14 protein-coding genes and 4 pseudogenes are annotated in these 20,314 nt (G+C 69.6%); 14 read left to right on the top strand and 4 right to left on the bottom strand.

Translation table 11 applies throughout. From position 1 onward, the window contains the following. Window positions 1-24: 24 nt before the first annotated feature. Together K6K41_RS30215 and K6K41_RS30210 are read left to right on the top strand one after the other, a co-directional pair. Window positions 25-417, top strand: a pseudogene (locus K6K41_RS30215) (FAD:protein FMN transferase); the annotation flags it as partial. Window positions 418-550: 133 nt separating this feature from the next. Further along, entirely contained in the window at window positions 551-982 is a 432-nt protein-coding gene (locus K6K41_RS30210) for an FAD:protein FMN transferase (protein ID WP_428978594.1), read from the top strand. A 299-nt stretch (window positions 983-1,281) separates the two neighbouring features. Here K6K41_RS30210 and K6K41_RS05640 read toward each other — a convergent pair whose 3' ends face one another. After that, window positions 1,282-2,157, bottom strand: coding sequence for an FAD-dependent oxidoreductase (locus K6K41_RS05640; RefSeq protein ID WP_261404250.1), 876 nt, complete (start codon window positions 2,155-2,157; stop codon window positions 1,282-1,284). After that, window positions 2,154-2,924: a GNAT family N-acetyltransferase gene (locus tag K6K41_RS05635; protein WP_261404249.1), complete on the bottom strand. Its 771-nt coding sequence runs from the start codon at window positions 2,922-2,924 to the stop codon at window positions 2,154-2,156. Before K6K41_RS05635 ends, K6K41_RS05640 begins: the two co-directional genes overlap by 4 nt. A gap of 831 nt (window positions 2,925-3,755) precedes the next feature. On the opposite strand from K6K41_RS05635, the pseudogene K6K41_RS05630 reads away from it, so the two are divergent. After that, a pseudogene (locus tag K6K41_RS05630) lies at window positions 3,756-4,755 on the top strand (glycosyltransferase family 2 protein). Between the two features lie 251 nt (window positions 4,756-5,006). Here K6K41_RS05630 and K6K41_RS29280 read toward each other — a convergent pair. Both K6K41_RS29280 and K6K41_RS05625 read right to left on the bottom strand, forming a co-directional pair. Beyond that, a complete protein-coding gene (locus K6K41_RS29280) occupies window positions 5,007-5,381 on the bottom strand; it encodes a polysaccharide biosynthesis protein (protein WP_315855143.1) in 375 nt (124 codons plus the stop codon). Beyond that, entirely contained in the window at window positions 5,303-6,340 is a 1,038-nt protein-coding gene (locus tag K6K41_RS05625; RefSeq protein ID WP_315855141.1) for a lipopolysaccharide biosynthesis protein, read from the bottom strand. Before K6K41_RS05625 ends, K6K41_RS29280 begins: the two co-directional genes overlap by 79 nt. A gap of 109 nt (window positions 6,341-6,449) precedes the next feature. Between K6K41_RS05625 and K6K41_RS05620 the strand changes: the two genes are divergently transcribed. From K6K41_RS05620 to K6K41_RS05570, 11 genes and pseudogenes are all read left to right on the top strand, one after another. Next, the gene (locus K6K41_RS05620) at window positions 6,450-8,054 is read left to right on the top strand and encodes a GumC family protein (protein ID WP_261404248.1); all 1,605 of its coding nucleotides are present in this window, start codon (window positions 6,450-6,452) and stop codon (window positions 8,052-8,054) included. A gap of 310 nt (window positions 8,055-8,364) precedes the next feature. Then, window positions 8,365-9,116 (top strand): annotated as a pseudogene (locus K6K41_RS05615) (polysaccharide deacetylase family protein). Beyond that, window positions 9,113-10,345, top strand: coding sequence for a glycosyltransferase family 4 protein (locus tag K6K41_RS05610; RefSeq protein WP_261404247.1), 1,233 nt, complete (start codon window positions 9,113-9,115; stop codon window positions 10,343-10,345). Before K6K41_RS05615 ends, K6K41_RS05610 begins: the two are co-directional and overlap by 4 nt. Further along, window positions 10,342-10,683 (top strand): glycosyltransferase, encoded by a 342-nt coding sequence (locus K6K41_RS29935; RefSeq protein ID WP_346433453.1) that lies wholly within the window; start codon window positions 10,342-10,344, stop codon window positions 10,681-10,683. Before K6K41_RS05610 ends, K6K41_RS29935 begins: the two co-directional genes overlap by 4 nt. Further along, window positions 10,569-11,465 carry a glycosyltransferase family 4 protein gene (locus tag K6K41_RS05600; RefSeq protein ID WP_346433452.1) on the top strand — a complete coding sequence of 299 codons (897 nt, stop codon included), beginning with the start codon at window positions 10,569-10,571 and terminating at the stop codon, window positions 11,463-11,465. The genes K6K41_RS29935 and K6K41_RS05600 overlap by 115 nt, the downstream gene beginning before the upstream one ends. A gap of 39 nt (window positions 11,466-11,504) precedes the next feature. Continuing rightward, on the top strand, window positions 11,505-13,700 hold the full coding sequence (locus tag K6K41_RS05595; protein ID WP_261404246.1) for a glycoside hydrolase: 2,196 nt from the start codon (window positions 11,505-11,507) through the stop codon (window positions 13,698-13,700). A gap of 131 nt (window positions 13,701-13,831) precedes the next feature. Next, window positions 13,832-15,163 carry an O-antigen ligase family protein gene (locus tag K6K41_RS05590; protein ID WP_261404245.1) on the top strand — a complete coding sequence of 444 codons (1,332 nt, stop codon included), beginning with the start codon at window positions 13,832-13,834 and terminating at the stop codon, window positions 15,161-15,163. Window positions 15,164-15,344: 181 nt separating this feature from the next. Next, window positions 15,345-16,340, top strand: coding sequence for a SulP family inorganic anion transporter (locus K6K41_RS05585; RefSeq protein WP_261404244.1), 996 nt, complete (start codon window positions 15,345-15,347; stop codon window positions 16,338-16,340). Between the two features lie 166 nt (window positions 16,341-16,506). After that, window positions 16,507-17,112 (top strand): sodium-independent anion transporter, encoded by a 606-nt coding sequence (locus K6K41_RS05580; RefSeq protein ID WP_261404243.1) that lies wholly within the window; start codon window positions 16,507-16,509, stop codon window positions 17,110-17,112. After that, on the top strand, window positions 17,109-18,029 hold the full coding sequence (locus K6K41_RS05575) for a LysR family transcriptional regulator (RefSeq protein WP_261404242.1): 921 nt from the start codon (window positions 17,109-17,111) through the stop codon (window positions 18,027-18,029). Before K6K41_RS05580 ends, K6K41_RS05575 begins: the two co-directional genes overlap by 4 nt. A 143-nt stretch (window positions 18,030-18,172) precedes the next feature. Continuing rightward, window positions 18,173-20,301, top strand: a pseudogene (locus tag K6K41_RS05570) (molybdopterin-containing oxidoreductase family protein). Window positions 20,302-20,314 lie beyond the last annotated feature (13 nt).

Genomic DNA, 20,314 nt, shown 5'->3' with positions numbered 1-20,314 from the left:
GCGTCTCGCCACGGAGGCGGCCGAATGAGCGGTTTCAGCCGTCGCAAGCTTCTGGCCGGGGGCGCCGGGACGCTCGCCGCCGCCGCGGTCGGCGGCGCAGCGTTTCGGGAGCTCGCCCGTGCCCATGGCAAGCAGGTCGCGACCCGCGCAGGCGTCGCGTTCGGCACGACGGTCGCGCTCACTTTCCGCGGGCCCCGACGCACAGGCGCTCGAGGCCTCAATCCACGACGGCTTCAGCGAGATCCGCGCGCTCGAGCGCGCCGCGAGCCTGATGCGGCCCGACAGCGAGCTGTCTCGCCTCACCGCGCGGGCGCGCTCGATCGGCCGGACCCTCGGCTCGTCGCGCTCGCCTCCTACGCGCTCGCCCTCGCCGAGCGCTCCGGCGGCGCGTTCGACCCGACCGTCCAGCCGCTCTGGACGCTCTGGGAGCGCACGACGCGCGACGGCCGCCGGCCGGACGAGGCCGAGCGCGCGAGGCGGTCGCCCGGGTCGGCTGGCGCGACGTCGAGGTTTCCGGCGAGCGGATCGCGTTCCGCCGCCCGGCGTCGAGATGACGCTGAACGGGATCCTTCAGGGCTACGCCGCCGATCTCGTGATCGCGGCGGCGCGGCGCCACGGCGTCGCCGACGCCTTCGTCGACACCGGCGAGTTCGGCGCCTTCGGGCGTCACCCGGATGGCGCCCGTGGCGGCTCGGCGGCCGCACGGCCAAGGAGGGCGGCGAGACCGACGTTCTGTCGAGCGATTTTCAAGGTTTCGCCGCGACGTCGGCGGGCGCCGGCACGCCGTTTTCGAAGGACGGCGCCGACAACCACATCTTCGACCCCGCACCGGCCTCTCGCCGCAACTTCTCTCGCGCGTCGCCGTCTTCGCGCCGAGCGGGATCGAGGCGACGGGCTGTCGACCGCGATCTATGTGATGGGGAAGGCGAGGGGCGAGGCGCTTCTCGCCGGGCGGCCGGGCTACGCGCTCGACCTCATGTGAGGTTCGCCGCCGCATGGGCGTGCCCGTGCGGCAGCAGATGGCGGAACCGCCGAACAGCGTCGAGCGCAGCCGCCGAAGCCGCCAGCGCGGGCTCTGGTCGAAGCGGATCGAGCGCGATTCGACGCTGATCTTCTCGGCGTTGGCGTCGCGCGCGCGCTTGGCCGGGTCGGCGTAGAAGCTCGCGAGCTTGGCGGCCGACATGCCGGGCGTCTTCAGCCATTCGGGGATGTGGTCGCGGGCGAGGATCACGGCGTCGTTCAGCGCCTTGTCCATGCCGGTGCCGGTGATCGGGCAGACGGTCATGAAGGCGTCGCCCACCGCCACCACGCCGTCGCGCTCGATGTCGAGCTGCGGGCGAGGTCGATCGGGCGGATCATCACCGGGCCGGAGACCGCAAGCTCGCCGTATTCGCGCCGGAACGCCGGCATCATCTCGTTCAGCGTCCTGTTCGGGTCGTCGCGGAGCTCCCGCGTCCAGTCCTCGAAGGGCGAGCGGTAGACGAAGAGGTTGGCGCGCATCGCGTTCCCGATCGGGAACAGGGTGAGATAGGCGAGCTTGTCGCTCGGGCCGTCGCCGGCCCACACCAGCGAGGGGAACGGAAAGTCGGACGGCGGGCGCGACAGGTCGAAGCCTGCGGTCAGCGAATGGTGCCGGCTGTAGACGTCGCGGCTCATGCCGGCCTTCTTCAGCGCCGCTTCGCTGAGGCCGGTCGACATCACGAGCAGGCGCGAGCGGACCGATCGGCCGTCCGCGAGCCTCAGGAACTGCTGGTCGGGTCCGGTCTCGATCGTCTCCACCCGGCCGACGATCTGCGCCACGCCCGCCGGCAGCGCGCCGCGCATCGCGTCCACGACGGCGCCGTAGTCGCCGCCATATTCGCGCTTCGGGTCGCGTTCGACGATGTGGCCGAAGCGGCGCAGCCAGCAGCCGTCGAAAGCGGTGAAGACCGAGCGCGCCGCCGCGCCGAGGCCCGCCTCGTCGATCATCGCGATCTGGGCCTCGCCGATCTTCTCGGCGCGATATTCGGGCGGATGCCGGTGGTGGCTCGCGATCAGCGCGACCGAGATCCCGCGTTTGGCGAGCATGCCGGCGGCTGTCGCGCCGGCCGCGCCTGCGCCGATGATGGCGACGTCGACGGCGGTTTCGGTTTCGGCTGCGACGACGATTTCGCTCATGACTTGTCCTGCGCCCCTTCGGCGACAGGCTCCGTCTCGCGGCGGAGCTTGCGAAGCATGACCCACTTCAACGGCCGCAACTTCTGCCAGAGCGCGGACGCCCGCAGCCGCTTCAGACCTTCGGCGCGCGCGAGATAGAGCCTCCCCAGGAGACTCTGCGCCTCCGTCATCACGGAGAGCGCGATCGTCACGTCGCAATGGTCTTTCTTGTAGGCCTCGTCGCCCACCCCGAGGTCGGCGGTCTCCACGCCCGCCTCGTGAAGGCGCTTGATCAGCATGAGGTAGAGAACCTTGCCAGGCGAATAACGCCCGTAGACGCTGCCGTCGAAGCTGCCGACGAGCGCGTAGTAGCGGCGATCGTGGATCAGGCTCCATTGCGCCGCCACGATGTCGCCGCCGAACGACAGCGCCGAGAGGTGGAGCGCGCCGGACTCGGCCATCGCTTCGGTCGCGCGCTCGTAGAATTCGCGCTTTTCGGGCTGGGCGTCGAAGCCCGGCACCCGGGTCTCCTCGAACCGCTTCTGCTTCTGCTCGAGCAGCGCCGCGAGGATGCGGTCGCGGCCCGCCTTGTCCTCGGCGACGAGCATCTCGACCGGCACGGTCTCCTGCAGCGAGGCGATGCGGCGCAGGCGCTTGCCGTAGAAGACCTGACCCTTCTCGACCACGGCCCAGGGCTTCGTCAGGTCGGTGGCGTGGCAGGATTCGGGGTTCTCGCCGGTGGCGAGGAGGTGGAACGGATTGACGATTCCGCCGACCTCCGCCGGCATCTTGTCGAACAGCGCGACGTCGAAGGCCGGCAGCGCGGTCTTGATCGCGCTCCACGCCTCGTTGGCGTTGCGGGGCGACCATTCCCACGGCGTTTCGAACAGCGGGGGCGTTGTAGTCGGCCGCGCCGCCGTCGACGAAGGAGAGCGCGCGCGCGCCGGCCCGGCGCGTGATCGCGAAGGGGACGAGCATCGCGAGCGCGCCGTCGGCGTCGCGCACCTCGACGAAATAGGTCCGGGCCCGGGCCGCGCGGCCGAAGGTCTCGACCCAGACCTTCCAGGAATTCGACGGTCTGGAAGACGTGGCAGCGGCCTTCGTACTCCCGGCTGCTGCGCGGCCAGTGGGCGGGCAGGGCCGTGACGTCGTCATGGACGCGGATCGCGAAGCGTTGCGCGTCCGCGCCGAACACGCGGCGCGCCGGAAGGAGCCGTGCGGCCTGCCGCGCTGCGGGGCCGGAGCCCTGCAGTTGGAGAGCGTCATGCGTCATCGGTGCGCCTTGAGATGTCCCGCCAAGGCGGCGCTCTGCGCGTCGCCCCGTCGCCGCGCATCCTGTGCCTGTGGTCGGGGCGAGGCAAACGATCGTTCCGGGCCTAGTTGACCGACCATTAAATTTTGAAACGAATTGGACTGACATCGGCGCGGGGGTTTCGGGTTCGTTTCTCCCCCATGCGGTTTTCCCCCTCCAGCGTCGCGACCCTACCTAGGGCCGATCTGGAAAACGTGACCGGAACGCCTCGCAATTTATCGATCGGCTTCCACGCTTTCTAAAGCGGGCCGCGTCACGATGGGGGCGATCGCGGCCGCCTGCGGCCCGCCCACTCGGACCTTCGATCATGTCAGTCTCGGTCATCATGAAGACCCTGAACGAAGAGAAGCGCATCGCCGCCGCGATCGAGAGCGCGCTCGAGGCGCTTCAGGCGGTCGGCGGCGGCGAGGTCATCGTCGCCGACAGCGGCTCGCGCGACCGTACTGTCGAGATCGCGTCCGGCTACGACGCCAAGGTCGTCCAGATCGTCGCCCCGGCGCGGCCGAGCTGCGGTCTCGGCCCCCAGCTCGGGTTTCAGTACAGCGGCTGCGAGTTCGTGTGCCTGATGGACGGCGACATGATCCTCGATCCGGGCTTCCTGCAGGAGGCGCTCGGCTATCTCGCGGCCCATCCGGATTGCGCGGGCGTCACCGGCCATGTGGTCGAGATGAACGTCGAGAACCTCGAATTCACCCGCCGCGTGCGCCGCGCCTCGCCCGAGAACCGGACCGGCGCGATCGACCGGATGAACGGCGGCGGCCTTTATCGGCGCGAGGCGGTGGAGAAGGCCGGCTACTTCTCCGACCGCAACCTCCATGGCTACGAGGAGTTCGATCGGCGTCCGCCTGCGCGCGCTCGGCTTCACGCTGCACCGGCTCGACCGGCCGTTCGTCCAGCACTTCGGGCATACGCTCAACGCCTATGCGCTGCTGGTGCGGCGGTGGAAGTCCAAATATTTGCGCGGCGTCGGCGAGCTGCTGCGCGCGGCCTGGGGCAAGCCCTATTTCGGCATGCTCCTGAAGGAGCTGCCGGAACTCAGGCTCTGGGCGGGCGTCTACGGCTGGATCGCGGCCGTGCTCGTCGCGCCGCTGCTCGCGCCGAGCCTTGCGCTCGGACTTGCGGCGTCGCTCGCGATCCTGGCCCTGCCGGTCGCCGCGATGAGCCTCAAGCAGAAGAGCCTGTCGCTCGGCGTCTACGCCGTGGTCGCCTGGCTGTTCCACGCCGCGGCCCTGCCGCTCGGCTTCTTCCATCCGCGGCTGAAGCCCGAAGCCTGGATCGAGAGCAAGCAGCTCCCCGGCCGCGCCTGAGCACGCGTCAGGCGCCGGCGTCGATCCCGCGGCGGAACCGCGATCGCGACGGGCGAGGGGAGCGCGCTGGCGGCGTAAAACAACGTCGATCGCAAAAGATCCGCGCGAGGCCGGAACCTTCCGCCGGCTCGCGCGTCTATGATGTGAAACGCGCTCCCCCGACGCGTTTCGTCTGATAAGAAGCCCGGCGCGCCCCCCCGACGCGCCGGGCTTTTTCATGCGCCGACGGCGTCTTGAGACCGTTTGGAGCGTCAGGCCGGCTTCGCCGCCATGCCTTCGGCCTCGTCCTTGGCCTGTTCCTTGGCCTTGGCGGCCGCCTCGCTCTTGCGCGCCATGTGCATGAGCATCGCCCAGGTGGCGATCGTCACGCCGATCTCGGTCACGTAGAGCGAGATGAAGGTGCCGGTCGGCGGCCACCACCAGGTGCCGAAGGCCACGAGCCCTGCGCCCAAGATGCTCGCGGTGTTGACGATCAGCGCGCGCGCGCCCTGATGGCTCGAGGCGCCGAGCAGGTCCATGGCGACCGACCAGATCGCCACGAACACGATCAGCCAGCACATCGTGCGCACGAAGGGCACGAGCGAGACGTATTCGTGGCCGAAGAGATAAGGGAGCAGCGGCGCCATGATGAAGAGGCCGAGCCCGTGCCGAGGCCGAGCACCACCGCGCCGGCCAGCACCTTCCAGAGCATCGGCAGCGCGTTGTGGACGCCGTGCTGGCTCGCGACCGCAAACCGCGGATAGACGAGGCGGTTCAGCGCGTCGATCGTCAGGTAGCTGGAGTCGAGGATGCGCCGGGCGACGCCGTAGCTGCCCACGACCTCGATCGAGGAGACGAGGCCGAGGATGAACAGGTCGCAGTTCTGGCGGATCGCGCGGAAGATGAACTGCGAGCTGAAGAACACGCCGGGCTTCACCTCATCGCGCACGATCCCGAATTTCGGGCGGCCGAGCTCGCGCGTCTTCCAGGCGAAATAGGCCGCCACCACGACATGGCCGCCGAACTGCCAGGCGGTCCAGCCTTCGAGCGTCGTGACGCCGAAGATCGGGCAGGCGAGCGCCGCGGTCGCGGTGCGGGCGAGCGCGAAGAAGATCACCGAGCGGTTGGCTTCGGCGAACATCGAGTGGCTGATATAGGCCTGCTCGGTGAGCAGGATGACGCGCACCAGCACGATGTTGGTGACGAGCAGGAACGCGATCGCCACGACGTTGCGGACCGGATCCTCGTCGACCGTGATGATGAAGGGCAGCGCGCCCATGCCGATCGCGACGAGCGCGGCCCCGGTGATCGCGACCAAGGTCAGCGTGTGGCCGAGCATCGTCGGATACATCGCGCGGTCGCGCGCGACGCGGCGGATCAGGCAGTCGTTCGCGCCGAGCCCGCAGAGATGGACCGCGACCGTCGTGATGGCGGTGACCTGCACGTAGAGGCCGAACTGCGAGGGCCCGAGCCAGCGCGCCAGCAGCGCGAAGGTGAGAAGCTGCGCGGCGTTCGCCGCCACCAGCGAACCGCTCGAGGCCATGTAGGAAAGCCCGATCGGAGCGAGCCGGCGCACGCGGGCGATATGGGTCTGGATCTGAGGCACGCCGCGGTTTCTACTCCCGGAGGCGTTATGGTTTGATAAAGCGCCGGCGGCGACGCCTGCGTTATTGTTAACCAAATGTTCTGGCTGCCTCTTTTAGGATCATGTCTCGATGACGGCGGGCAGGCCCCTTGGGCTGCGCCTTCCGAGGGTCTGGAGAGCGCGTCGGGATGTATACGCTGCGGGACGCCGCAAGGGCCGCGAAGCGGGATGCGTTCGAGCACGCGCCCGCGCCGGAGCCGCGCGCCCCGGGCCGGAACCGCTCCCCGTCGCTCCGCGCGAGGCCGCTCGCGGCTGGAGCTTCGCCGGCCGCTCCCAGCGCTATGCGCCCAAGCCTTATCCCGCCCGCCCCGGCGTCCGTGAGTTCGAGGACGAGGCGCGGTCCGACACGGCCTGGCGCGAGGCCGAGACGCCTGCGCCCGCGCCTGCGGCGAGAGCGGCTCCTGCGCCTGCCGCGGCCCCGGCTCCTGCGATGGCTCCCGCCGCCGCGCCCGCCCGTACGAAGTTCGTGCGCCTGCCGCAGATCGAGCCCGACGACGTCGTCGACTGGCTCCTGGCGGGCAAGCGCTGGATCGTGCTCGGCGGCCTTGCGGGCCTCGCTGCGGGCGTGGCCTTCGGCATGCTCGCCCAGCCCCGCTACACGGTCTACACCGACATCCTGGTTCCGCCCTCGAACCTGCAGGTCGTGAGCAACGACCTTTACGCCCAGGGCATGCAGAGCGACGCGCAGATCCTCGAGGTCGAGAGCCGCATGCGCGTGATGACGTCGGGCAATGTGCTGCGCCGCGTCGCCGAGAAGCTCGACCTCGTCCATGACGACGAATTCAACGCCCCGCCGAAATGGTGGGACATCCGCGCCGCGCTCGCGCCGAAGAAGGAGGCCGAGGACCCGATCGTTCCGGTGATGCGCGAGCTCTCCGACCGCATCAAGGTCGGGCGGCAGGACCGCTCCTATCTCGTGACCGCCGCGGTCTGGACCTGGGATCCGAACAAGTCGGTGCGCGTCGCCGACGCGCTCGCCGAAGCGTTCCGCCAGGAGCTCGCCCGCGGCGAGGCGAGCGGCGCGGCGCAGGCGGCCGAGACGCTGAACGACCGTCTCGCGGGCCTGAAGGCCGCGGTGTCGGCGGCCGAGGACAAGGTCCAGGCCTTCCGCCGCCAGAACAACCTGCAGCAGAGCGCCGCCAACACGCTCGTCAGCACCCAGTCGATGCAGCAGATCAACGCCAAGCTCATCGACGCCCAGGCGCGCGAGACCGAGGCCGCCTCGCGCTATCGCCAGCTCACCGAGGCCGCGCGCGCAGGCGCGCTCGATCCGTCGAGCTCGCTGCAGTCTCCGACGCTCACGCAGCTGCGCGTGCAATACGCCGAGCTGAAGCGCCAGGTTGAGTCGATGTCGCTGACCTACGGGCCGCGGCACCCGGCGCTCACCACGATCCGCACCCAGCTCAAGGCCATCGAGCGCGAGGTCTACAACGAGACCCAGCGCATGATGACGGCGGCCAAGGTCGACCTCGACCAGTCGCGCCAGACGCTCCAGATCCTGACCAAGGACACCGAGAAGGCCCGCAGCTCGGTCTCGGTCGACGACGAGGCGCAGGTGAAGCTGCGCGAGCTCGAGCGCGACGCGCAGGCCAAGGGCTCGATCTATCAGGCCTTCCTCACCGCGCCGGCGAGGCGACGCAGCGCGAGCAGGTCGACGCCACGAACACGCGCGTGATCTCGACCGCGGTTCCGCCGGAGCGCCGCAGCTACCCGCCGCGCACGCTATCTCGCGGCCGGCGGCGCGATCTTCGGGATCGGCTTCGGCGTCGCGCTGGCGCTCGCCTTCGGCTTCCTCGGCGCCTATCGGCGGATGCTGCGACAGTCCTGACGCGTCAGCGCGATAGCGACGATTTTAACGGTCTGTCGGCGATCGCAAGGCGACAATCTTAACTTGCAGGCGCGATAACGCTTGGCCCGGGCCGCCGTCCTCTCATCCGAGGGGCCGAGGCGGTTCGGCCGCTCGAACTGGGCCCGACGCCGTGGGGATGATTGAAAAGCTCGACGATCTCTACGGCCGCGCGACCAACAAGGCGCTGCGGCTCAGGGCCTATCGGCCGGCGATCGTCGCGACCGCGACCCCCATCGTCTCCTTCACCTTCGACGACGTGCCCGACACCGCGCTGACGGCCGGCGCCCGCATTCTCGAGGCGCACGGCGTGCGCGGCTCGTTCTACATCGCCGGCGGTCTCGCCGGCCGCGTCGAGCCGGGCCGGACGCTGATCGACCTCGACGGCTGCCGAGAGCTCGCCGCGCGCGGCCACGAGATCGGCTGCCACACCTACGCGCATGACGCCGTCCGCCGGCTCGGTCCTTCGGCGCTCGCCGCCGACCTCGACCGCAACGCCGCCTATCTCGGAGATCGAGGGCGCGCGGGCGCGGCGCAACTTCGCGTTCCCTTACAATGCGGGCTCGATCCCGGCGCTTCCCGAACTCGGCCGGCGATACCGCACCTGCCGCGCGGCGGCGACAGGATCAACCGCGGGCCGACCGACCTCAATTTCCTGAACGCCGTCGAGATCCGCCAGCCGGAAGAGAGCTCGCGCTGACCGCGCGCATCGAGGAGGTCGCGCGCGAGCCGGGCTGGCTGATCTTCTTCACCCACGACGTCGCCGAGACTCCGACCGACTACGGTTGCCGCCCCGAGACGCTCGACCGCCTCGTCGGCCATGCCGTGGCCAAGGGCTGCGTCGTCGAGACCGTGGACGCCGCGCTTAACCGGCTGGGGCTCGCCGCGTGAGCGCGCCGCGGCTCCTCGCCATCAACAACTACTTCTATCGCCGGGGCGGGGCCGAGGCCGTGTTCCTCGACCAGATGAGGATGTTTTCGGAGATCGGCTGGGACGTCGTGCCCTTCGCGATGCAGCACCCCGAAAACGACAACAGCGCCTACGCCCGCTATTTCGTGTCCGAGATCGAATACGGGCGCGAGAGCGGGCCGCTGACCAAGGCCGCGCAAGCCGCCAAGATCATCTATTCGTTCGAGGCGCGCCGGAAGCTGAAGGCGCTGATCGAGAGCGCCCCGCCGGCGCTCGCCCACGCCCACAACGTCTATCACCACATCTCGCCGTCGATCTTCGACACGCTCAAGCGCGCCGGCGTGCCGACGGTGATGACGGCGCACGACCTCAAGCTCGCCTGCCCGGCCTACAAGATGCTGTCGCATGACGGCGTCTGCGAGCGCTGCAAGGGCGGGCGCGTGCACAACGTGCTGGTCAACCGCTGCATCAAGGGCTCGGTCGCGCTGAGCGGCCTCGTGATGGTCGAGACCATGACGCATCGCGCGCTTGGCCTCTACCGCGACAAGGTCGACCGCGTTGTGGCGCCGAGCCGCTTCTACCGCGAGAAGCTCGCCGAATGGGGCTGGGATCCGGCCCGCATCGCCTATGTGCCGAACTTCGTCGACGCCGCCGCCATGCGCTCAGACTGGGACGAGGGCGACCATTTCGTCTTCGCCGGCCGTCTCGGCCATGAGAAGGGCCTTTCGACGCTCGTGCGCGCCGCCGCGATGTCCGGTGAACGCGTCATGATCGCAGGGACGGGACCGGAGGAGGCGGCGCTGAAGCGCCTCGCCGCCGAACTCGACGCGCCCGTCACGTTCCTCGGCTACGTCTCGGGACAACCCCTTCTGCAACTCATAGGTGAATCGAGGGCGCTTGTGCTTCCCTCCGAATGGTACGAGAACGCGCCGATGAGCGTGCTCGAAGCCTACGGACTCGGAACGCCGATTCTGGGCGCCCGCATCGGCGGCATCCCCGAGCTCGTCCGCGAGGGCGAGACGGGATTGCTCGCGCGCTCCGGCGACGTCGAGGATCTCGCGGGCGCGATGTCGCGCATGGCCGCGCTCCGCTCCGGAGAGCGCCGGCGCATGGGCGCGGCGGGCCGCGAATGGGTGCTCGCCGACTTCTCGCAGAACGCGCATCGCGACCGGCTTCTCGCGCTTTACCGCGACCTCGGTGTCGCGGCGTGAGCGGCTCGCGGCCCAAGGTCGTCTTCCTCGGGCTGCGCGGCCTGCCGAACGTCCAGGGCGGGGTCGAGACCCATGTCCAGGCGCTCAGCGTGCGGCTGGTCGAGCGCGGCTGGGACGTCGAGGTGCTGGGTCGCGCGCCCTATCTGCCGGCCGGCGGCCCGCGCGTCTGGAAGGGCGTCAAGGTCACGCCGCTCTGGGCCCCAAGCGCACGAGCCTCGAGGCCATCTGCCACACGCTCGTCGGGCTGGTGGCGGCGCGGCGGCTCAATCCGGACGTCGTCCACATCCACGCCATCGGCCCCTCGCTCGCCGCGCCCGTCGCGCGCGCGCTCGGGTTGAAGCTCGTCGTCACCCATCACGGCTTCGACTACAACCGGCAGAAATGGGGACGGTTCGCTAAGACGGCGCTCCGCCTCGGCGAGCGGCTCGGCATGCGCTTCGCAAACCGCCGCATCGCGATCTCGCAGGAAGTCGCGACCTATGCGGAGCGACGCTACGGCAAGCCGGTCAGCTTCATCCCGAACGGCGTCGACGTCGCGGGCAAGCCCAACGACGTCTCGGCGCTTCAGGCCTTCGGCCTCGAGTCCGGGCGCTATGTCGTGATGGTGGCGCGCATCGTCCCGGAGAAGCGCCAGCTCGACCTGATCGCGGCCTTCGCCAAGCTCGGCGACCTCGGTTTCAAGCTCGCGCTCGTCGGCTACGCCGAGCATGGCGGCGACTATTTGCGCCGGGTCGAGGCCGCGGCGAAGACGACGCCCGGCGTCGTGATGACGGGCTTCAAGGTGGACGAGGAGCTCGCGCAGCTCTTCGGCCATGCGGCGCTGTTCGTGCTGCCTTCGAGCCATGAGGGCATGCCGATCGCGCTGCTCGAGGCGCTGGCGCTCGGCGTGCCGGTGCTGGCGAGCGACATCTCGCCCAATCTTGCGCTGCGCCTGCCGCCCGACGACTATTTCCCGCTCGGCGACGTCGACCGGCTCGCCGCCGCGATGCGCGAGAAGCTCACCACCCCGCCCGATCCCGCCGCGGTCGCCGCTCGGATCGTCGAGACCGAGCAGGCCTATGGCTGGGGGCCGGTGGTCGACGCCACGATCGCGGTCTACGACGAAGCGCGGGCGAGCTAGCCTCACGCCCGCTCACATGGCGCCGACCGGAGCTCAAGGATGATCCGCTGGCTGGCCTTCGTCGTGGTCGCAGGGGGGCTCGTCGCGCTCGCGGCGTTCGACGTCGCGCCGCCCGCGACGTCGGCCTCCAACGACTGGGTTCCTGTCCGCGAAACCAATCTCGAGGTCGCGGCCGGCAGCCCGCTGGATTTCTCCCGCATCCTGAAGAGCCCGCCGGTCGAGGCCTCGAACCGCATCCTCGTAAACGCCCAAGGCCGGTTCGCGCGCGCCGACGCGCCGGAGGCGCCCGCCCGGATGATGTGCGCCTCGCTCGCCTGGAGCCCGGCCTCCGGAGGCTTTCCCGACAAGCCGACCGCCGACCGCTACGCGCTCCAGCTGAAGCGCCACGGCTATGATCTCGCGCGCTTCCACTTCGTCGACGCCGCGCTGATGTTCGGCCGCAAGCGCGACTTCGATTTCGACCCGGACACGCTCGACCGCGTCAACTACCTGATGGCGGCGCTGAAGAAGAACGGGATCAGCTGGATCCTCGACGGCCTCACCTCCTGGCGCGGCGGCTATGGCGGCTTCGACGACCGCTGGGATCCGTCCTCGGACCTCAAGCTGCGCGTTCTCGTCGACGACGACGCCTTCGAGCACTGGCGCCGGCTCGTCACGATGACGCTCGGGAGCCTCAATCCTTACACCGGCAAGCGTCCGATTGACGATCCGGCGCTGACCCTGGTGGTGCCGGTCAACGAGGGCGGCGTCGAGTTCGACAGCATCCTGCGCGAAAAAGCCGGCGTCCCGCATTATTCCCCGCTGCTCGAGCCGAAATGGAACGGCTGGCTGCGCGCGCGTTACCGGACCACGGATGCGCTGTCGACCGCGTGGGGCGGGCTCGGCGCCGGCCAGAAGCTGGAGACGGGCGCGATCGACCTGCCGACGAGCCGCTACGAGAAGAGCGCGCGCATGCGCGACTTCCAGGCGTTTCTGGTCGACGTCGAGACCAAGGCCGCGGCGCGCATGACCCGCGTGATCCGGGACCTCGGCTATTCCGGCCCGATCGCGCCTTACAACAACTGGCCGAGCCTGCAGACCGCGCTCTCGCGCCGGAACCAGGACGCCGTCGCGCTCAACGCCTATCAGGACTGGGTCGGGGGCTATCAGCCGGGCTCGAAGATCGGTCAGGTGAGCTCGATCGGCGACGGCGCGTTCTATGTCCGCGCCATGGCGGGCGGGCGCTGGCTCGACCGGCCCTTCGTCATCACCGAGTACGACCACCTGTTCTGGAGCCGCTCGCGCTATGAGGCGGGCCTCGTGTTCCCGGCCTACGCCGCGCTCCAGGGCTGGGACGCGATCTGCCGCCACGCCCACGGGCCGATCATCCTGGCCTATGGCGAGCCCTATCTCCACAAGCGCCAGATGCTGCCCTACGCGATCGCGCTCGACCCGGTGGCGCGCGCCGGCGAGACGCTGGCGGCGCTGCTGTTTCGCCGCGGCGACGTGGCGGAGGCCAAGACCGTCGTGCCCTTCGCGGCGCGCGGCGAGCAGGATCTGACCGACTCCATGCAGTCGCGCGAGGCCGATCCGCTGACGCGCCTCGCGCTCGTCGCGAAGATCGGCCTGAAGGACGCCGACAGGATCGCCCCCGGCGAGCTCGCGGTGCGCCAGCCGCGCGACCCGCGGCAGGCGCTCGAAATCTTCGGCGAGCTAAAGGCCAAGGGGCTGCTGCCGAAGGACGCCGGCGATCCCGCCGCCGGCCGGACCGTCAGTCAGACCGGCGAGATCGTGCTGAACGAGGGCCGCGGCCGCATCACGCTCGACGCGCCGAACACCAAGGCGATCGCGTTCGGGACGCTCGACGAGCCGGTCTCCATCGGGCCGCTGACGGTGGCGAGGGCCGATGTCGGCGCGCTGTTCTCGGTCTCCTCGCTCGACGGCGAGCCCGTCGCGAAAAGCCGGAAGCTGCTCGTGATCTTCGCCACCGACGCCCGCAACTCCGGCATGCGCTTCCGCGACGCGGCGGAGAAGACGATCGAGGATTTCGGCCGCCTGCCGGTGCTGATCCGCCGCGGCGAGATCGACGTGAGGCTCGCGGGCAAGGGCGCATGGCTGCTTTCGCCCGTCGGGCTCGACGGCGCGGTGGGCGCGCCCGTGGCCGCCGGCGACGGCGAGCTGTCGACCCGGCTCTCCAACGTCACGCAAGACGGCCCGACGACCTACTTCCTGATCGAGCGGCCCGAAGGGGCGTGACCCGGCCCCCGTCCGTCACGACAGCCAAAAGCGATCGTCTGCGTTTCGAAGCAAGCTGTTAACCAAGCTTTCTTCGCCGGGCCCTAAAGTCACGCCGTCGGGCGCTTCGCGCCGCCCCCGGACCTGAAGCAATGTCGCTCGCCGCCAGCCCGCCGATCTCGCCGCCGGCCGCCGCCAGCACGGAAGGCTTCGGCTTCGGCGCGTTCCTGTTCGCCGCGACGCTGCTATTCTATCTCATCACCACCACGCCCTTCGCCGACCTCACGGCGCTCGCCTCGGTGGACGCCGCGGCCGAGAAGTCGAACCGCATCAACCAGCTGGTGTTTCTCGGCCTGACCGGCGCAACCTGGATCGCGGGCCTCATGTCGCCGATGCGCGGCGAGATCATGCGCCCGCGCATCCTCATCTTCATGATGCTGCTGTGGTTCGTCGGGATCTCGGTGATCTCGTCGAACGCGGGCCTCGCGGTCAAACAGGTCATCCTCGCGACGCTCACCATCGTCAACGCCAGCGTGTTCCTGCTGTTGCCGCGCACCGACGGCCAGTTCGCGCGGTTGATGGCCTTCGGGTTCCTGGCGATGCTCGCGCTGTCCTACTGGGGCGTCGCGTTCATGCCGCGCTACGCCATCCACCAGGCCGACGAGATCCGCGAGCCGATCAACGCCGGCCTCTGGCGCGGCCACTTCATGCACAAGAACGTCGCGGCCGCCATGATGGTGCTGGCGGCCTTCGTCGGCATGTTCACATGGCGGATGGGCATGAAGATCCGCGGCGCGATCCTCGTGGTCGGCGCGCTGTTCTTCCTCGCCCACACCGGCGGCAAGGCTGCGACCGGCTCGCTGCCCGCGGTGCTGATCATCGCCTGGATCTTCGAGCGCTTCCCGATCGCGCGCGCGCCGATCGTGCTCGGCGGCGCGGCGTTGTTCAACTTCATCGCCATCGGCTCGGCCGGCTATCCGTCGATCAACGAGTTCGTCACGAGCCTCGGGATCGACCCGACCTTCACCAACCGATCCGACGTCTGGCGCGTGGGCTTCGCGGCGTTGTCGGAGCAGCCGTGGACGGGCCACGGCTTCCAGAGCTTCTGGCAGACCGACGAGATGTTGGCCAAGGCCGGCCGCGGCCGCGACTGGGCCTATGCGGCCTTCAACGGCCACAACGGCTTTCTTGACCTCGCGCTCACGACCGGCATCCCCGGCTTCATCCTCGCGCTGACCTGGATCCTGGTCCTGCCGCTGCGCGACGTCTCCCGCGCCAAGCGCACCGACAACAATCCGGCCGTCACCACGCTGTTCATCCGCATCTGGCTCTACGGCATCTTCCAGGCCTGTCTGGAGAGCGTGTTCTTCCAGTCGGGCAGCCCGCTCTGGGTGATGATGATGGTGGCGGTGTTCGGCCTCAGGTTGCAGGCGCGCGCCGATGTCGTGAGCGACCGACCCGAGACGCCGCCGCTCCCCGCATGATTGCGCCAGCGTGCTGTAATTCCGATCGATCTTATAGGTATTCGTTGAACGCAAAGGCTGCGGAGACGAATGCGCGCTTGTGTTCAGTTAGGTAATTCCAATTAAACTGCTGAATGCCTCGCCGTTTGATTGTTCCCTCCGCCGACGCCTCCGTTCGGCCCGCGCCGGTCGGCTTGCTCCCATGGGGCTGACGTCCGGCTGGTGGCGGGCCGTGACGCCGCGCACCGCCCGCGCCGACGCGCTCGCGGGCCTGCTCGGCGCGTTTCTCGTGCTGCCGCAGGGGCTCGCCTTCGCGACGCTCGCCGGGCTCCCGCCGCACTACGGCGTCTTCAGCGCGATCGTGCCGACGATCGTCGCGGCGGTGTTCGGCTCGAGCCTCCACGTCGTGTCGGGCCCCACCAACGCGAATTCGCTCGCGATCGTCGCGGCGCTCAGTCCGCTCGCGCTCGTCGGAACCCCGGATTACGTCGCGCTCGTGCTTGCGGTGACCGCGATGGTGGGCGTCATCCAGCTCGCCGTCGGCGCGTTTCGCCTCGGCTTCGTCACCGACTTCATGTCGCCCTCCGTGCTGCTCGGCTTCACGAGCGGGGCGGCCGCGCTCATCGCCTGCTACGCGCTGCCCGAACTGCTCGGCCTCCAGCTCAACGCCCACGGGCCCTTCGGGCTCGTCGAGGCGGTGTTCACCTATTGGCGGCTCATCAACCCCTCGGCCGTCGCGATCGCCGTCGTCACCCTCGCGGTCACGTTCCTGGTGCGGCGTCTCGTGCGGCCGGCGCCCTTCATGCTGTGCGGGCTGCTGGCCGGCTGGGCGCTCTCGGAAGCGATCGTGCGGCTGTGGGGCGACGCCGACGTCGCGCTCGTCGGCGGGATCCCGGCCGCGCTGCCGGGCTTCACCCTGCCGATCCCGCCGCTCGGGCGGCTCGGCGAACTGCTGCCGATCGCGGGCGCGCTCGCCATCATCGCGCTCGGGCAGTCGGTCTCGATCGCGAAGGCCATCGCGGCGCGATCTGGCCAGCGCGTCGACGTGAACCGCGAATTCGTCGGCCAAGGCCTCTCCAACATCGCGGGCGGGTTCTTCTCGGCCTATCTGTCCTGCGGCTCGCTGAACCGTTCTGTGCCGAACTTCGAGGCCGGCGCCCGCTCGCCGCTCGCGGCGGTGTTCTCCGCGCTTTCCTGATCGCGCTCGTGGCGGTGGCGGCCCCCTGGCTCACGCGCCTGCCGGCGCCGGCGATCGCCGCGTCCTCGCCTACACGGCCTGGAGCCTGTTCGACGCCCGGCGTTTCGCCGAGATCGCGCGGATCAGCCGGGGCGAATTCGCCATTGCGGCCGCGACCTTCGCCGCCATGCTGGTCGCGCCGTTCCATGTCGCGATCCTGACCGGCGTCAGCCTGTCGGTGCTCGCCTATCTGCACCGCACGTCCCGGCCGCGCATCCATGCGCTCGCGCCGGACCGCGACACGGAGGCCGGGCGCCTCACCCCGCTCGACGAGCTCGCCGCGCCGGTCGAGTGCCCCCAGCTCAAACTCGTGCGCATCGAGGGCTCGGCCTATTTCGGCGCCGCGCAATATGTCGGCGACCGGCTGCACGAGATGCGCCAGCGCAGGCCGGGCCAGAAGCGGCTGCTCGTGATGGCCAAGAGCATGAACTTCATCGACATCGCGGGCGCCGAGCTCTGGGAGCTCGAGGCGAGCCGGCGGCGCCAGGCGGGCGGCGACCTCTATTTCCATCGCCCGCGAAGCGCCGTGATCGAGACCTGGAAGAAGTCCGGCTTCCTGACGCGGCTCGGTCGCGACCACCTGTTCGACTCCAAGCGCGAGGCGATCGCGACGATCTTCTCCCAGCTCGACCCGGCGATCTGCGCCGGCTGCACGGCGCGCATCTTCAAGGAGTGCGGCCCCGCGCCGGCCTCCGCGACGGTGGGTGACGCGCGCGGGGAGGGGACGCGGTGACGCTCGAACAGCTGCGCATCTTCGTCGCCGTCGCCGAGCGCGAGCACGTCACCCGCGCGGCCCACGACCTGCGCCTGACGCAGTCGGCGGTGAGCTCCGCGGTCTCGACGCTCGAGGGACGCTACGCCACCAAGCTGTTCGACCGCATCGGCCGCCGCATCGCGCTCACCGACGCCGGCCGCGTCTTCCTCGGCGAGGCGAGGGCCGTGCTCGCGCGCGCCGCCGCCGCTGAGGCGGTGCTCGGCGATCTCGCCGGCCTCAAGAAGGGCCGGCTCGCGCTCGCGGCGAGCCAGACGGTGGCGAGCTACTGGCTGCCGGCGGTGATCCACGCCTTCCAGGAACGGTTCCCGGGCGTGGCCGTCACGCTCGACATCGCCAACACCGAGATCGTGGCCGAGGCGGTGATGGACGGCGCGGCCGATCTCGGCGTGGTGGAGGGCGCGGTCGACGAGCCGGCGCTCGAGGCCACGCCCGTGGCCGAGGACGAGATCGTTCTGGTGGTCGGTCCGGGCCACCCCTGGGCCGACGGGCGGACGCTCACGGGCGTCGACCTCGTCAAAGCGCGCTGGGTGCTGCGCGAGCCGGGATCAGGCACCCGCGCGGTGCTCGAAGCGGCGATCGCGGAGGTGGGCGTCGGCGTCGGGGCGCTCGACGTCGCGATCGAGTTCCCGTCCAACGAGGCGGTTCGCGCGGCGGTCGAAGCCGAGGCCGGAGCCGCGGTCATGTCGCGGATGGTGGCCGCGGCCTCGCTCGCCTCGGGCAAGATGACGGAGGCCGCCTTCGCGCTGCCCAACCGCCGCTTCTTCGCGCTGCGCCGGCGCGACCGCTACGTCACCAAGGCCAGCACGGCGTTTCTGGAGATGATGGCCGAGATCGGCGAGGCGCCGTCGAAGCCGGCTTCGGCGCCCAGCCTGTAGCCCATTGGTTGCACGAACATTGGGCTTACGTCGCCGTGATATTTGAGTTCTTCTAGCTCCAGAGCGCCGCGCGCGCCGGATCCGAGATGTCGGCCGGCCGTGACAAGAGCGTCGACGAAAGCCGTCACGCTTCGGAGGGAGCCATGAACGAGATCGCAAAGCCCGAAACCTTTTTCGGCGCCTGCCCGCACGACTGCCCCGACACCTGCTCCATGCTGTTCGAGGTCGACGACGGCAAGCTCCTGAGCGTGCGCGGCAATCCGGACCACCCGATGACGCGCGGCGGCCTCTGCGTGAAGGTCAAGAACTACGAGGAGCGCCACTACCACCCCGACCGGCTGCTCTACCCGATGAAGCGGGTCGGCCCGAAGGGCTCCAAGCAGTTCGAGCGGATCTCGTGGGACGAGGCGCTCGGCACGATCGTGGAGCGCTGGACCGACATCATCGAGAAACACGGGCCGCAGGCGATCGCGCCCTACAGCTATCTCGGCCATCAGGGGCTGGTGCACGGCCTCAACGGCGGCGACGCCTTCTTCAACCGGCTCGGCGCCTCGGTGATGGAGCGCACCTTCTGCGGCGAGGGCTCCTGCACCGCCTGGCTGCTGACGCTCGGGCCGACCGCCGGCCTCGATCCGGAAAGCTACATCCACTCGAAATACATCGTCATCTGGGCGTGCAACTCGGTCTCCACGAACCTGCACCACTGGGCGATCGTCCGCGACGCGCAGAAGAAGGGCGCCAAGGTCGTGGTGATCGACGCCTATGCGTCCCGCACGGCCAAGAGCGCCGACTGGCACATCTGCCCCAAGCCCGGCACCGATGGCGCGCTCGCCATGGCGATCATCAACTCGATCATCGAACAGGGGCTCGTCGACCAAGATTATGTCGACAACTACACGGTCGGCTTCGAGGAGCTGAAGGAGCGCGCCGCGACCCGCACGCCCGAATGGGCGGAAGAGATCACCGGCGTCCCGGCGGCCGACATCAGAAAACTCGCCTATGAGCTCGCGACCGAACAGCCGGCGGCGATCCGCATGGGCGTCGCGCTCGAGCGGCACTATGGCGGCGGCCAGACCATCCGCGCGGTCTCCTGCATCCCCGGCCTTACCGGCGCCTGGCGGCATGTCGGCGGCGGCGTCACCCAGTTCCCGGTCTGGGAGCATCCCTACAAGTTCGACGTGATCTGCCGGCCCGACCTCATCCCCGAGGGCACGCGCGTGATCTCGAACCTCCAGATCGGCCGCGCGCTGCTCGGCGAGGGGCTCTCCGACGGCCCGCCGATCATGTCGCTGATGTGCTGGAACTCGAACCCGGTGACGCAGGCGCCCGAGACCGACAAGATCGTCGAAGGCCTGATGCGCGAGGACCTGTTCATGGTCTCGGCGGAACACTTCATCTCCGACACCGCGTCCTACGCCGACATCCTGCTGCCGGCCTCGATGGGCGCCGAGATGGAGGACATGATCCTCTCCTGGGGCCACCTTTACCTCACCTACAACACCAAATGCGCCGACAGCCCCGGCGAGGCGATCCCCAACAACGAGATCTTCCGCCGCCTTGCGGCCCGCTTCGGCTTCGAGGAAGAGAACTTCAAGTGGTCGGACACGGAGTGCCTCGAGCGCTATGTCGACTGGTCGTCCCCGCCTGCGAGGGCGCGGACCTCGACTACATGAAGAAGCACGGCTACTGGCGCCTGAAGGTCGGCACCCCTGACGACCGCGCGCCGCACAAGGAAGGAAACTTCCCGACCGCGACGGGCAAATGCATGTTCATGGTCGAGGGCGCGAAGAACTTCGTCGCGCCGCCGTTCCGGCAGATGTACGAGGCGTTCCAGCCGGGCGAGGACCTCGATCCGCTGCCCGACTACATGCCTGCGCGCGAGAGCCACACGGCCGACCCCGAGCTCGCCAGGCGCTTCCCGCTCAACATCGTGAGCCCGAAGAGCCACGCCTTCCTCAACAGCTGCTACGCCAACATGAAGGACAAGCAGCAGGTGCAGGGCGAGCAGTTCGTGCTGATCAGCCAGGCCGACGCCGACGCCCGCGGCATCCTCGACGGCGACCGCGTGAAGGTCATGAACGACCGCGGCGCCTTCAAGGGCGTGGCGCGGATCTCGGACGACGTGCGGAACGGCATCGTGGTGGCGACGCTCGGCTACTGGCGCCAGCTCAACGACGGCACCGTGAACTCGATCTCCTCGCCGAAGTTCGGCGACATGGGGCACTCGCCGACGTTCTCGGACAATCTGGTAGAGGTCGCGCGGGCAAATTGAACGCCGCGGGGTA

Source organism: Chenggangzhangella methanolivorans, assembly GCF_019797865.1.
Classification (GTDB): Bacteria; Pseudomonadota; Alphaproteobacteria; order Rhizobiales; family Methylopilaceae; genus Methylopila; species Methylopila methanolivorans.
The sequence above is the reverse complement of the archived record's forward strand: the minus strand, read 5'-3'. Positions and strand labels throughout refer to the sequence as shown.